Raw genomic sequence first — 14,523 nt, forward strand, 5'->3', positions numbered from 1 at the left:
ATTTATTCTATATTTGCACCTGAAAATCAAGTTCAACCAACAAAAAAACAACGAAGCAATGTTCAAATTTAATCAACATTCATCAGTAGGATTGCCTTTTGCAAAGGCAGGGCTTCGCGGTTTGGTACATTCTTAGAACAACAGTATAATGAAATATCAAAACCCGAAGTCGTAAGATTTCGGGTTTTTTATTGCGCAATATTTCAAACTCAAAATAACTTTCCCCGAAATCAGATTTTTATCAGGAGCTTAATCCCGCTTTCCGTTGCAATCTTTTTTTGCCCTCGCTTTTTTCAAGCCTACGCAAAAAAAAAGGATTTCCACTGCAATCGGGGCTAAGGATTACAACTCCAAACAAACTTTGTCAGAAAATTGAAAACTTTGACAAAAAAAACAATCAACAAAAAATCTAGTTGGTACAAATATTTGATGCGAGAGTGTCTAACATCTCACATCTATTATCTAAAATCTAAAAAGATGGGAAATTTAAAACTTAAAGGAAAAGATATACTAAAATTAGGTTATCCAAATAATCAGAGCGTTAACATCGCTTTAGAAGTTATGAAAAGAAACTTCGCAACCAAAAATATTCACCACGTGAAATCTTTATTAAAAGAAATCCAGCAGAATCCGGAGAACTTCGAGAAAGATTTAACATTCGGACAAATCGCAGAAGCTTTGCTTTCATCAAAGAAAACAGAAAAAAGAATGCTCAACACCAATAGAGCAACTTTCCAAATTTTCGGAAATAACATTTCGGATGAAGCAAAAAACCAATTGTACACTGCTTTGAAACTACCAATTGCAACGCAAGGTGCTTTAATGCCCGATGCTCACAGCGGTTACGGACTTCCAATCGGTGGAGTTTTGGCGGTTGAAAATGCGGTAATTCCTTACGGAGTCGGCATGGATATTGGCTGCAGAATGTCGCTCAGTATTTTGGATACCCCGATTTCATATCTCGACGGAGCAAGAGACAAATACGAAAAAGCGCTTGCCGAACACACCAAATTCGGAATGTACGAAACGCACAAATCTCATGTCGATCACGAAATTTTCGAAAGAGATACGTTTAATTTAATTCCGGTTTTGAGAAGATTAAAAGGAAAAGCCATCAAGCAAATGGGAAGTTCCGGCGGCGGAAACCACTTTGTGGAATTTGGAGAAGTGGAGATTACGGAAGAGAACGAACAAATCAATCTTCCAAAAGGAAAATACCTCGGAATTCTTTCACACAGCGGTTCCCGTGGCTTGGGAGCCGAAATCGCCCAGTATTATTCACGAGTAGCGACAGATCAGTGTCCGTTGCCAAAAGAAGCGCAAAACTTCGCCTGGCTGGATTTGAACACGCATCTTGGAATAGAATACTGGACAGCGATGAATCTCGCGGGAGATTACGCATCGGCCTGCCACGACGATATTCACAGAAGATTGGTAAAAGCAGTTGGTGGAAGAGTGAGAGCCAGAATCGAAAACCATCACAATTTCGCGTGGAAAGAAATCCATAACGGAAAAGAAGTGATTGTTCACAGAAAAGGTGCAACTCCCGCCAACGAAAATGAGTTGGGAATGATTCCCGGTTCGATGACAGCAAAAGGATTTATCGTTCGTGGAAAAGGAAATCCGGATTCTCTGAACTCAGCTTCGCACGGCGCAGGACGGGCTTTTTCTAGAGGAGAATGCAGAAACCGTTTCAGCCAAAATGACATTAAAAAAGAATTAAAACTTAAAAATGTCACCTTAATAGGCGGAAACGCGGAAGAAGCACCGCTGGCTTACAAAGACATCAATGAAGTGATGAATGCGCAAAGCGAACTGGTCGATATTCTGGGAACTTTTCAACCCCGAATTGTGAGAATGGATAAGTAAACTTTACAGTTTGTCATTCTGAACGAAGTGAAGAATCTCAAAAATTCAGTTGTGATTCCTCCTTCGTCAGAATAACAGTTAATAAATTAAAAACAATGGACAAAATAATACAAATAACCTCGGGAAGAGGACCTTTGGAATGTCAGTGGGTATTTGCCAAAGTTCTGAAGGTCTTTCTTGAGGAAGCAAAAAATAATAAAATCGATTACGAGATCATTCACCGTGAAAATGGCGATGAAAACCTGACGTTGAAATCCGCAACCTTACTTTTAAAAGGAAAAGAAGTGAACGGGTTTTTGGAAACCTGGATCGGAAGCATTCTTTGGGTTGGCAAAAGCACTTTCAGAAAACTACATAAACGAAGCAATTGGTTTATCGGAATTTTTGAACTCGAAGGTTTGGAGAAAACTGAATTTAGTGAAAAACAAATTCAGTTTCAAACCGCGAGAAGCCAGGGAAGTGGCGGACAAAACGTGAATAAAGTGGAAACTGCAGTTCGGGCAACGGATCTGAAAACCGGACAAAGCGTTTTCGTGCAGGATTCCCGTTCACAATTGGAGAATAAGAAGCTTTCTGTTATCCGATTGAAAGAAAAAGTAATGGCACTTCATTTTCAGCAGTTGGAAAGGAGAGTGCAGGAAACGTGGAACAATCATTTAAATGTTCAGAGAGGAAATCCGATTCGGACATTTTCCGGAACCGATTTTAAAAAGAATCATCAGGACAGATCTTTCAAAAAAGATAGAAATCGCCTGAAAAACGAATTAAAAAATTACAGAAATGAACTTAACTAAAAACAAATATTACTTCGAAGCGTTGGATAATTATCCGTACAGCTTGCCGGATTGCCTGGAAGCCTTGAATTATGCGCTTTCCTACGACCCGGAAGACGCGGATTCGCTTTGTCTGATGGGAAGAATCTACAGCGAAATGCTTCTGGATTATGAAAAAGCAAAACTCTATTTTGAAGAAGCGATGCAATGCGATGTGACCAATTTAAATACTCCAAAATATTACATTAAATGTCTTCTAGATAATGAAGATTTTCAGGAAGCCGAAAAACTCATTAATTATTCTTTAAAAATAAAAGGAATTGATAAGTACTCGATCTTGTATTACAGAGCCTTACTTTCCGAGATGAGAGGAAGTTTCACAAATGCATTACATTTTTTGAAAGAAACGGAAAAATATTGCTTCAATTCACAAAGTTTGGAATCAGTGAAAGAGCGAAAGAAATTCATAAAATCAAAAATGCCGAAGAAATCTAAAAAAGTGAAGGAGACGAAATAAGTCTCCTTTTTTTATTGAGTGACTGAGGAAATTAACTCTTCAATCTCCAGTTTTTCTTGTACATATTTTTGCTGCAATTCCGAATGCTCTCCCATTCTTCTGTAATATTCCAACGCTTTTTCACCAAAGAATTTTTTGTGGAAATCTGAAACTTCTGGAACATTCGGGAAAATTTTATGAAAAAGCATTTCGTAATACGCCTGAAACTCGCGCTCGTTTTTGTCTTCAACTAAATTTTCCGGTGCTTTCTGCCGGACGTGCAGCATTTCGTGAGCCAGCATATTGACGACTAAGTTCAAGTCAAAATCGAAGAGGTTTCTAGGAATCATCACCATCTGCATTCCGCCGATTTCGCCTTCTGCGGTGAGCAACATTTTGTTGGGTTCCAGTTCGGGCCGGAAACCGAAACCTGCAAAATTTTCATGTTCCAAACCGAAACTGCTGATAACGAAATTGGCCGCATCAATAATCTGGTCGTGCTGTTTGTAAGCTTTAAGATGATCCGTAATGTTTTCTAAATTCATTTGATTACTGATTTTGTTTGGAAACTCACTCTGCGGCCGTGATCGCAGCGGTTACCCCACAAGGAGGCGGCGGAACGAAGTGGAGCCGCCGACTGAGGAGTATGAGCGGAGAGCGCGAATTGTCCGCCCTAAAAATAATAAAAAAAACGTGTCAGAAACACGTTTTAATTTTTTAGAATTCGATATCCACTTCCAGCTTCTCGGCGAGCAGTTTCGAAATTTTCACCTTAAGCGGCTCGATATCAATATTCTGCATCGCATCATTTGCAAAAGCATATAACAACAAAGCCTGGGCTTCTTTTTTAGAAATTCCGCGGGCACGCAGGTAGAAAAGCGCATCTTCATTGAGCTGACCAACGGTACAGCCGTGCGAACATTTCACGTCATCAGCAAAAATTTCAAGCTGCGGTTTGGTATCAATCATCGCACCTTCGTTGAGCAAAATGTTGTTGTTTTGCTGATAGGCGTTGGTTTTCTGTGCAATTTTATCTACAAAAACCTTCCCGTTGAAAACACCGTGAGATTTATCTTTGTAAATTCCTTTGTAATTCTGGTAACTCTCGCAGTTCGGTTTTTTGTGGTGAACGGCGGTGTGATGATCTACCGTCTGCTCGCCTCCGATAATCGTAATTCCGTTCATGAAAGAGTTGATATTCTCCCCGTTATGAATAAAATCGAGGTTGTTTCTTACGAGTTTTCCACCAAAAGTGAAAGTGTTCACCGTGGTTAAACTGTCGCGTTCCTGCTTTGCAAAAGTGTGATCCATCAGGTACGAAGTATCGCTGTCGTTCTGCACTTTATGCCAGTCTGCTTTTGCGTTCTGGTACGTGAAAATTTCGGTCACCGAATTGGTGAAAACAAAAGTATCGTCAAAATTATGATGACTTTCAATAATTTCTACTTTGGAACCTTCTTCAGCGATTAACAGATTCCTGGTATTGTAAACGGCGTTTTCATCCTGATTCTGAGAAATATAGAAGACATGAATCGGTTTTTCAATCACCATATTTTTCGGAACTTTCAGGAAAAATCCCTGTTTGCAGTAAGCCAGATTCAGGTTGGTAAAAGCCAGCTCTTTGGAAGCAATCGTATTGAAATATTTCTCGAAAACTTCTTTGTGTTTTGCGTCATTCAAAGCAAAATTAAAGGAAAGAAATTCCACATTTTCGATGGAAATTTTTGAAAGTTCTTTGTGCAGTTGCCCGTTAATAAAGACAATCCAGTCGAAGTTTTCTTCACCTAAATGAAGTGCATCAATCTGTTCTTTGGTAATATTGTGGGACTCTTTCGGAAAAAAGTTATAATTTTTCTCCGAAATCTCCTTCAGGTTGGTGTATTTATATTCCTCGTCTTTTTTAGTGGGGATGCCCAGTTCAAAGAATTTATGTAAAGCCGATTTCCTCTGGTCATCCAGAAAACGGTGTTTCAGGGTTTCTAAAAAAGCGGCGTGGTTATTCTGTATATTTTCTAAAAGTGCCATATTAATTTGTTTGATGATGTTTGATTTGTGGTTGTTTTTTTTAATGTTTCCCGGGTTCAGAACCCATTAAATTTTCAAACCATTTCAAACTAATTCAATAGCCAGTCGTAGCCTTTTTCTTCCAGTTCCAGTGCCAGATTTTTATCACCGGTTCTGATGATTTTTCCATCAGCTAAAACGTGCACAAAATCGGGCTGAATATAATCTAAAAGTCTTTGGTAGTGAGTAATCACCAAAACTGCATTGCCTTCATTTCTGAATGAATTTACGCCATCGGCAACAATTCTTAGCGCATCAATATCCAAACCGGAATCGGTCTCGTCCAGAATAGCTAATTTCGGATTCAGCATCATCATCTGGAAAATTTCGTTCCTTTTCTTTTCGCCTCCTGAAAAACCTTCATTTAAAGATCTTGAGAGAAAATCTCTCTTGATTCCCAATTTTTCTGAGTTCTCACGAATCAGTGCCAACATTTCCTTTGCGGGCATTTCTTCCAAACCTTTCGCTTTTCTGGTTTCATTAAGAGCAGCTTTAATAAAGTTCGTCACCGAAACCCCGGGAATTTCTACAGGATACTGAAATGACATGAAGATTCCTTTGTGTGCGCGGTCTTCAGGAGCATCTTCAATAATATTTTCACCTTCAAAAAGAATTTCTCCGGCGGTAACTTCGTAATCTTCTTTCCCGGAAATAACCGATGAAAGGGTAGATTTTCCGGCACCGTTTGGTCCCATGATGGCGTGAACTTCGCCCGGGTTGATCTGTAAATTGATTCCTTTTAAAATTTCTACGCCGTCTTCTATTTTAGCGTGTAAGTTATTGATATTTAGCATAATGTAGTTCTGTTTTGTATTTTGTTCAAATGTAACAATCGGTTCTGAATCTTACTTTAAACTGTTTTTATCCAACTGATCCTTCAAGGGAAATTTCAAGCAATTTCTGGGCTTCGATTGCAAATTCCATTGGAAGTTTGTTTAAAACTTCTTTACCGAAACCGTTCACAATCAATGCAATAGCTTTTTCGGTATTGATTCCTCTCTGGTTACAGTAGAAAATCTGGTCTTCGCCGATCTTTGAAGTGGTAGCTTCGTGTTCTAACTGTGCCGTGGGATCTTTGATTTCGATATATGGGAAAGTATGTGCGCCACATTCGTTACCCATCAAAAGCGAATCGCACTGTGAAAAGTTTCTTGCTCCTTTCGCTGAAGGCATCACTTTTACTAATCCCCGGTAAGAGTTATTGGATTTTCCTGCGGAAATACCTTTCGAAATAATGGTGGAGCGCGTGTTTTTACCGATGTGAATCATCTTGGTTCCGGTATCGGCATACTGATGATTATTCGTCACGGCAATGGAATAAAATTCGCCAATAGAATTGTCGCCTTTCAGAATACAGCTCGGATATTTCCACGTAACGGCAGAACCGGTTTCTACCTGCGTCCACGAAATTTTTGCATTTCTTTCGCAAATTCCTCTTTTCGTTACAAAATTGAAAACACCGCCTTTTCCTTCTGCATCACCTGGGAACCAGTTTTGGACGGTAGAATATTTAATTTCCGCATCATCCATCGCAATAAGTTCTACAACTGCCGCATGGAGTTGGTTTTCGTCTCTTGCCGGTGCGGTGCAGCCTTCGAGATAAGAAACATAACTTCCTTCATCAGCAATCACTAAAGTTCTTTCGAATTGCCCGCTTCCGGACTGGTTGATTCTGAAATAGGTAGAAAGTTCCATGGGACACTTCACACCTTTAGGGATATAACAGAAACTTCCGTCGGAAAATACGGCAGAATTTAACGCGGCATAGAAGTTATCGCCTCGCGGAACAACTTTACCGATGTATTTCTTTACAAGATCAGGATAATTCTGGATGGCTTCCGAAATCGGGCAGAAAATAATTCCTTTTTCCATCAAAGTATCCTGAAAGGTCGTTTTCACCGACACGGAATCCATCACGATATCTACCGCCACACCGGAAAGTCTTTTCTGCTCTTCGATGTTGATTCCTAATTTTTCGAATGTTTTTAAAAGTTCCGGATCTACTTCATCTAAACTTGCCAATTCCGGTTTTTTCTTGGGCGCGGCGTAATATTTAATCGCCTGAAAATCTGGTTTTTCATATTGTACATTGGCCCAGTTTGGCTCCTCCATTTTCAGCCAGATTCTGTAAGATTCCAGCCTCCATTCGGTCATCCATTCCGGCTCATTTTTCTTTGCCGAAATCATTCTTACCACTTCTTCGTTCAGACCGGTAGGAAAATCTTCATACTCAATATCTGTCTCGAAGCCGAATTCGTATTTTTGGTTTTCAAGATCGACCCTTAAGTCGTCTTCTGTATATTTTGACATAATTTTTTATAAACTAAAAGATTCACCGCATCCGCAAGTTCTGTTTGCATTGGGATTATTAAAAATAAAACCTTTCCCATTCAAACCTCCCGAATATTCCAGCGTTGTGCCTGCAAGATACAGGATCGATTTCTTATCGATGATAATTTTAATCCCGTTATCCTCGAAAACCTGATCTGCATCAGTTTTTTCGTTATCGAACTTCAAAACATATTCAAGACCCGAACAGCCACCGCTTTTAACGCCGACTCTTATATAATCTTCAAAAGGCTTAAAACCGTCTTCAGTCATCAACTGAATGGCTTTTTCTTTCGCATGATCGCTAACTTTTATCATTGTTTTTATTTAGACTGATTTTAGATTGCAAAATTACTAATAATATAATGAATATCAAATTTGTGGCGGTATATTTGTCTATCCGACTTATAGAAGAAAGAATTTAACTTTCCGGAACGATCCGGATCAAAAAACCAAACAGCTATTCAATGAAAAAAATCGGTCTTATTATTCTGGGATTATGTTCCCAATTGAGTTTTGCGCAGGCGAACCGTTTCATCTATCAGGTAACAATGAAACCCGACTCTACCAACAGAAACGATATCAAAACTGAACTCGCCTATCTTGACGCTACGCCCGAAAAATCGATATTCTACGGAGAAAAAAGGCTTCAGCGCGATTCTCTATTTACAAAAGTGAGACAAACAGGAAGTTTCAATTTCGACCGGAGCCAAATGCAGAATCTCCGTTCGAACATCGATTTTACAGTGGATAAAGATTTTAAAACAAACACCAAAACTTTTACGTCCCGAATTGCCAGAGACCAGTATGCTTATGAAGAAGACCGGCCAATGGAATGGAAAATTCTAACGGAAACTGCAAAAATTGGAGATTACAAAACCCAGAAAGCTGAAACTCAGTTTGCCGGAAGATCATGGTTCGCATGGTTTACCACCGATATTCCTTTTCAGGATGGGCCGTATAAATTTTCCGGACTTCCAGGGCTTATCGTAAAAGTTGAGGATTCCAAAGGCGACTATTCTTTCGACCTGAAAGAGAGTAAAAAAATCGCAGCAATTCAGGCTTTTAGCCAATCCGGAAATCCTGTTAAAATAAAAAGAAAAGACTTTGAAAAACAGGAAACGCTTTTCCGCAAAGATCCGGCATCTTTCATGCAGGCATCAATGGTTTCGGCAAGAGGAGGATCCGGAATCAGTGCTCCCCAGAGCAGAGGTTCAATGAGAACTCCCGACCCAAACCAGCGCAGGCAGATGGAAACAAGAATGGCTGAAGAGCTGAAGAAAAACAACAACCCGATCGAATTAAAATAAAAGAAAATCCCGGTTCACATCGAACCGGGATTTTCATATCAACTATTGAAAAAACTAAATGTTTTCGGGATTTTTCAGCCATTCCGTTTTTGAAAGATACCTTTCATCGGGATAATAAATAAAGAGGCAGTTCTGGCCTTTTATCGTATTGATGATCGGTTCTGCCAGCGCTCTTGGCACCGACGGACAACCCCAGCTTCTGCCAATTCTGTTCTGGCTTTTAATGAAATTTTCACTCACATAATCGGCACCGTGCATCACGATAGCTCGTTGCAAAGCGGCGTCATTATAGCCCGGATCCAGCCCCAGAAGTTTCAGCGAATAACCGTTGCTGCCATTATATGTATTTTCGGTAATATAAAATCCAAGGCTGCTCTGGTAAGAACTTTCGGTATTGGAAAACTTCGCTGCAAATTCTTCTCCCGTATTTTTTCCGTGAGCAACCAGCGAATTAAAAAGTACTTTTTTCTCTTCAAGATCAATAACCCAAAGTCTTTTCTCGGTAGAGGAAAGCGAAAAATCGCAGACGGTAAGCAAATGGGAATCTTCTGGAAGTTTGCCGGCTTTTTTCAGATTAGTGAATCCTAAATAAGCTTTTGAAAAAACATCAGGATTTAAGGCGTTTATTCCTTCAAAACTGAGGGAGGAAAAAATTTCTTCGCCCGTTATTTTTATTGAATTGGCCATATTTCCGGCTGATAAAATTTTGGCGTGAGCTTTAAGTGAAGTTTTGGTGTCTGAAACTGTCGCTACATCACTTTTATAGAAAGAGGTTGCGACAATAAATACCAAAAACAGTGTTAAAAGAACTTTCTTCATAAAACATTATGTTAAATTGATTTTAGGACCGCAAAACTACAAATAATTAAATATCAAGTGGTTGAATCAATTTTTTTTAACTGTTTTTTATGAAACTTTAACTGATTTGGCTGCATTCGGATTTATTTTATTAATTTTGCGGACGCATGGCGAAATCATTAAAAATATTTTTAATTATTCTAGGGTTAGGAATTTTTATTCTACCCAAACAAACCGTGTTTGCGCAGAAGGTTGAAAATTGTTGTGAGCAGAAATCTAAAAAAGACGAATGCTGCAACACAGAAAAAACCAAACCCTGCCACGAAAGCAATCCGAAAAAAGGTTCTGAGAAAAATGGTTGCGGAAATGACTGTGCCAATTGCCACTCGTGCTCGGTAAATATTGCGCTGAACTATATTTCTCCCGAATCATACACCTCGCAGAAGCAACTGTTCATTAAAAAGATCAGTTATAATTACGAAATTTCTTTTTTTTCCTCAAGTATTCAAAACATTTGGCAACCGCCAAAACTTTGTTAATTTATTGACCGTCAGCCAGAAGAATGTTCTTTTGGCAACACTTATTTTAAATTAACAAATTCAAATAAAATGAAAATTTTACTGAAAAGTCTTTTGATTTTTTCACTCTTATTCACGAATTTCCTTTTTGCACAAACCATTACCAAAGCCACCTTTAAAGTAAAGGGCGAATGCGGCATGTGCAAGGACCGAATAGAAACCACCGCAAAAAAAACAGGTGCAACATCTGCTAACTGGAACGCAGAATCCCAACAACTTACTGTAGAATATGATGCAGCGAAAGTAAATCCCGAAGAATTACTTAAAAAAATCGCCGAAGCCGGTCACGATAACGAAAAATTCAAAGCGCCGGACAGCGTTTACGAAAATCTTCCGGGTTGCTGTCATTACGAAAGAGAGCCTTCTTTTTTAACTGTAACGACTGCAGAAAGTACAAAACCAGTAAAATCGGACAATCAGTTTTTTGTGAGAGGAAATTGTGTTTCGTGTAAAACAAGAATCGAAAAAGCTGCAAAAACTGCCGGCGCCGATGCGGCAGACTGGAATCCTGAAACCCAAACCGTAACGCTGGATTTTAATCCCGCAAAAACTTCAGCTGATGCAATTTTGAAAATGATTGCCGATGTGGGTCATGATAATGAAAAATATACCGCGAGCGATTCCGTTTATAAAAACCTTCCCGACTGTTGTCTTTACGACCGCACATTGCCTTTGGGCGTAAAGAGTGATTTGGTTCACATGGAAGAAAGCCCAGCTCCAAAAAAAGATTTCACCCAACATGCAGATCATGTCGACAAGAGTATTGAAGAGGTAAAACTCATAAAAATGGGGGAAGCTACAGCGCTCAGCAAAAAGGAAACCGGCCTTACGTTCAACATCAGTTCTAAAGAATTATTGAAAGCCGCTTGCTGTAATCTTTCTGAAAGTTTCGAAACCAACGCAACCGTTGATGTGGCATTCAGCAATGCGGTTACCGGAACCAAGCAGCTGAAGATGTTAGGTTTAGACCAGAAATACACCTCTTTAACAAAAGAACTTCTGCCTTCCATCCGTGGTTTGGCGTCTCCTTACGGAATGAATTTAATTCCCGGCAGATGGATTGGCGGAATTCAGCTTACGAAAGGCGGCAGCACTGTGACTAACGGATATGAAAGCATCACCGGACAGATTAATACCGAACTTTTAAAATTTCAGGACAAACCGGAAACTGCTGTAAATTTTTTTGGTGACATCAATGGAAGATTTGAATCCAATATCACTTCCACCAGCAAAATTTCTGATAAATGGAACCAATCGGTACTGCTTCATGGGAACGCGACTTTAGCGAAAATGGATACCAATGATGATGGGTTCCTGGATCAGCCAACCGGAAATCAAATCAATGCTGCATATTTGCTGGATTACAATGATTTGGAAAAATCTGGTTTAGGCTCGCATTTCGGAATCAGTTTTGTAAAAGACGAGCGGTTCGGCGGTCAGACAGATTTCGATAAAAATACAGACCGTTCACAGCAAAGCTTTTACGGAGTGGGAATTGATATTTCTAAATTCGACATTTGGAATAAAACAGGATACGTTTTTAAGGGAAAACCTTATCAAAGTATCGGCTGGATGAATCAGTATACCTATCATCAGCAGGACAGCTTTTTCGGACAGAGAAATTACCTCGGTAATCAGAAAACCTTTTACTCAAACTTAATTTTCGAAAGTATTTTCGGGAATACCAATCATAAATACAAAACAGGAGCAAGTTTTTTGTATGATGATTTCGATGAAAATTATCTGACGCAGAATTTTAAAAGAACTGAGACAGTTCCCGGACTCTTCTTCGAATATACGCTGACCGGTCTTAAATACACCTTGGTTGCAGGCGCCAGAACCGATTTCCACAACCTGGCCGAAACCCAGTTTACGCCAAGGCTGAACTTTAAATACGATATTTCCCCTAAAACAATCCTGAGACTTTCCGCAGGAAAAGGTTTCAGAACAGCCAATATTTTCGCGGAAAACCAACAGTATTTCGCGTCTAACCGCCAGATCGAAATTTTAGGAAACGGCGGAAATATTTATGACCTCAAACCGGAAATTGCTTGGAATTACGGCGCAAGCCTTCAGCAGGAATTCAAGCTTTTCAACAGAAAAGCCACATTGGTTGCTGATTTTTTCCGAACCGATTTCCAGGATCAGGTTTTGGCAGATTTGGACATTTCTCCAAACAAAATCGTATTCTATAATCTTGACGGAAATTCTTATGCCAACAGTTTCCAGACACAACTTGATTTCGTACCGGCAAAAAATCTTGAACTGCGTTTGGCTTACAAATATTATGATGTTCAGGCAGATTATTTAGGCGGAAAAAGAGAGATACCGTTTATGGCGAAAAACAGAGGATTCTTTAATGCCTCGTATGCTACTGATAAAAATGATAAAGGCAGCTTCTGGAGTTTTGATACGACCCTACAGCTTGTCGGCAAACAAAAACTCCCCAATTTAAATGCAAACCCTGCAGAATTTAGACTTCCTGAATATTCCGCGTCGTTCGCTACTTTGAATGCACAGGTTTCGAGAAACTTCAATAAAAATATTCGTGTATATTTGGGTGGAGAAAACCTAACCGGTTACACCCAGGATCAGCCGATTATTGATTCTAAGAATCCTTTCGGCAATTATTTCGACGGCGGAATGGTGTATGCGCCAATTATGCCCGCAAATGTGTATCTTGGTCTGGATGTTTCGTTTTAGTTAAAAACTTAAATTAATCCTTATGAAAAAAATATCAATCGTACTTTTTGCAGCCGCAGCTTTTACGGTTTCGTGCAAAAATACCAAAACAACGGAATCTCAAGCAAAAGATGGTTCAGAAACAGCAACCAGTGCTGCAGCTACTGGCGAAAATCCCCAGAGTACAGCAACAGCAACTACTACAGCAGATCCCAACAGACCAGCGTTGAATCCCGCTCATGGCGAACCATATCACCGATGCGATATTCAGGTAGGTGCACCACTTGACAGCCCAGCTCCGGTTCAGGCTCCCGCCCCACAGGTTATTCCTCAACAGGCGCCGGTAAGTAATAATTTCAATACCAATCCTATTGCACCTTCAGCGGCACCGGCACCATCGGTGTCTTCAACTTCATCATTAGGACCTAAACCAGCGCTGAATCCACCACATGGCGAGCCGCACCACCGTTGCGACCTGCAGGTAGGCGCGCCTTTGACTTAAGAATTTAATTATTAAGGCTTAATACTGAAAACTAGTTGGTAAAATTCATTATATCAACGATGGATAAAGGCATAGAAGAAAGTTTTATGAAACGTGTTTCATAAAACTTTTTCTTTGTGTGAAAAATGACTAAAAAAGCGATGCTGGGCTTGCAAAAGTTTGGATGTTATCCGTTGGGGAAGTCAAGCGGGAAAACAGAGGTTTAAATGCAAAAGCTGCGGAATTTTTTTCACAAATAATCGTCCAGAACAAAGATTAAGAAACAGGTTTGTGTGGTTTAGGAAATGGGTGCTGGAAAGACAGACTTATAAGACTCTTTGCCGAGACAGTGGATACTCCAAGGATACGCTGCAAAGGACTTTTTATCAAATTCTGGAAAGCTCTCCAGTATTAAAAATCATCAAACGGGAAAAAGTCAACTTAAGAATGGATGCCACTTACTTTGCACAGTTTTGTTTGGTGGCTTATCAGGACGATCTCGACGGTTACACTCAATTAATCCGCTTCACAGACGGAGAACATTACGAGGAGATCAAAGAAGACCTGGCCAATCTTTTGTTGTTGGGAGTGAGGCTTGAAAGCATCACTTCTGATGGTGATAAAAGTATTTTGAAGGCGATCAAAAAAACCGACAGGAACATCATCATCCAAAGATGTTTGGTCCATATCCAGAGAATGTGCCTGATTTGGCTAACCAAATTCCCTAAACATATTGCAGGTCAAGAGTTGAGAAAACACGTTCTTTTATTGCTGAAAATCAAAACGCATAACGATCGAATCTGGTGGACACAGGAGTTGAAGGAGTGGTATGAGCGGCATAAAGACTATATCAATGAAAAAACTATTAACACAGAAACAGAACGGTATTGGTACACCCACAAACTATTGAGAAGAACATATTTTACTATAAAAAGGGCGCTTCCCAATATGTTTCATTATTTGGATAATCCAAACATTCCAAAAACAACCAACGGAATCGAAGGGTACTTCAGTCATCTGAAAAACCACCTGGATCTACACAGAGGATTAACGCTGAAAAACAGAATTAACTTCATCAAATGGTACATTTATTTTTCTAACGAAAAATAGAGTTTTTTTAGCAATAAAGTTCATCCGATAATTT

13 protein-coding genes and 1 pseudogene are annotated in these 14,523 nt (G+C 39.6%); 8 read left to right on the plus strand and 6 right to left on the minus strand.

Annotated features, from left to right (window positions below; genetic code table 11):
* The first annotated feature begins 477 nt into the window (after nt 1-477).
* From OK344_RS04960 to OK344_RS04970, 3 genes are all read left to right on the plus strand, one after another.
* Entirely contained in the window at nt 478-1,869 is a 1,392-nt protein-coding gene (locus OK344_RS04960; RefSeq protein WP_265143739.1) for an RtcB family protein, read from the plus strand.
* Nucleotides 1,870-1,964: 95 nt separating this feature from the next.
* Nucleotides 1,965-2,663 (plus strand): peptide chain release factor H, encoded by a 699-nt coding sequence (gene prfH, locus OK344_RS04965; RefSeq protein ID WP_265143740.1) that lies wholly within the window; start codon nt 1,965-1,967, stop codon nt 2,661-2,663.
* Nucleotides 2,650-3,159, plus strand: a complete 510-nt coding sequence (locus OK344_RS04970; protein ID WP_088468297.1) for a tetratricopeptide repeat protein — start codon at nt 2,650-2,652, stop codon at nt 3,157-3,159. The genes prfH and OK344_RS04970 overlap by 14 nt, the downstream gene beginning before the upstream one ends.
* A gap of 11 nt (nt 3,160-3,170) precedes the next feature.
* Here the strand turns inward: OK344_RS04970 and OK344_RS04975 are convergent, their stop codons facing one another.
* From OK344_RS04975 to OK344_RS04995, 5 genes are all read right to left on the minus strand, one after another.
* Nucleotides 3,171-3,683, minus strand: coding sequence for a hypothetical protein (locus tag OK344_RS04975; RefSeq protein ID WP_265143741.1), 513 nt, complete (start codon nt 3,681-3,683; stop codon nt 3,171-3,173).
* A 172-nt stretch (nt 3,684-3,855) separates the two neighbouring features.
* The gene (sufD, locus tag OK344_RS04980) at nt 3,856-5,163 is read right to left on the minus strand and encodes a Fe-S cluster assembly protein SufD (protein WP_265143742.1); all 1,308 of its coding nucleotides are present in this window, start codon (nt 5,161-5,163) and stop codon (nt 3,856-3,858) included.
* 89 nt (nt 5,164-5,252) lie between these two features.
* Entirely contained in the window at nt 5,253-5,996 is a 744-nt protein-coding gene (gene sufC, locus OK344_RS04985) for a Fe-S cluster assembly ATPase SufC (RefSeq protein WP_265143743.1), read from the minus strand.
* A gap of 67 nt (nt 5,997-6,063) precedes the next feature.
* Nucleotides 6,064-7,512, minus strand: coding sequence for a Fe-S cluster assembly protein SufB (gene sufB, locus OK344_RS04990; protein WP_265143744.1), 1,449 nt, complete (start codon nt 7,510-7,512; stop codon nt 6,064-6,066).
* Nucleotides 7,513-7,518: 6 nt separating this feature from the next.
* Nucleotides 7,519-7,848 (minus strand): HesB/IscA family protein, encoded by a 330-nt coding sequence (locus OK344_RS04995; RefSeq protein WP_088359029.1) that lies wholly within the window; start codon nt 7,846-7,848, stop codon nt 7,519-7,521.
* A 149-nt stretch (nt 7,849-7,997) separates the two neighbouring features.
* On the opposite strand from OK344_RS04995, the gene OK344_RS05000 reads away from it, so the two are divergent.
* On the plus strand, nt 7,998-8,840 hold the full coding sequence (locus OK344_RS05000; RefSeq protein WP_265143746.1) for a GLPGLI family protein: 843 nt from the start codon (nt 7,998-8,000) through the stop codon (nt 8,838-8,840).
* A 54-nt stretch (nt 8,841-8,894) separates the two neighbouring features.
* Here the strand turns inward: OK344_RS05000 and OK344_RS05005 are convergent, their stop codons facing one another.
* Nucleotides 8,895-9,659: a murein L,D-transpeptidase catalytic domain family protein gene (locus tag OK344_RS05005; RefSeq protein ID WP_265143747.1), complete on the minus strand. Its 765-nt coding sequence runs from the start codon at nt 9,657-9,659 to the stop codon at nt 8,895-8,897.
* Nucleotides 9,660-9,805: 146 nt separating this feature from the next.
* Here OK344_RS05005 and OK344_RS05010 point away from each other — a divergent pair, with 146 nt between their 5' ends.
* The 4 genes and pseudogenes from OK344_RS05010 to OK344_RS05025 all read left to right on the plus strand — a co-directional run.
* Nucleotides 9,806-10,177 carry a hypothetical protein gene (locus OK344_RS05010; protein ID WP_088468305.1) on the plus strand — a complete coding sequence of 124 codons (372 nt, stop codon included), beginning with the start codon at nt 9,806-9,808 and terminating at the stop codon, nt 10,175-10,177.
* A gap of 69 nt (nt 10,178-10,246) precedes the next feature.
* A complete protein-coding gene (locus tag OK344_RS05015; RefSeq protein WP_265143748.1) occupies nt 10,247-12,919 on the plus strand; it encodes a TonB-dependent receptor domain-containing protein in 2,673 nt (890 codons plus the stop codon).
* A 22-nt stretch (nt 12,920-12,941) separates the two neighbouring features.
* Entirely contained in the window at nt 12,942-13,400 is a 459-nt protein-coding gene (locus OK344_RS05020) for a hypothetical protein (RefSeq protein WP_265143749.1), read from the plus strand.
* 150 nt (nt 13,401-13,550) lie between these two features.
* Nucleotides 13,551-14,489: pseudogene (locus tag OK344_RS05025) on the plus strand (IS256 family transposase, variant Zn-binding type); the annotation flags it as partial.
* Nucleotides 14,490-14,523 lie beyond the last annotated feature (34 nt).

The organism is Kaistella yananensis (assembly GCF_026107505.2).
In the GTDB taxonomy this organism is placed as follows: domain Bacteria; phylum Bacteroidota; class Bacteroidia; order Flavobacteriales; family Weeksellaceae; genus Kaistella; species Kaistella yananensis.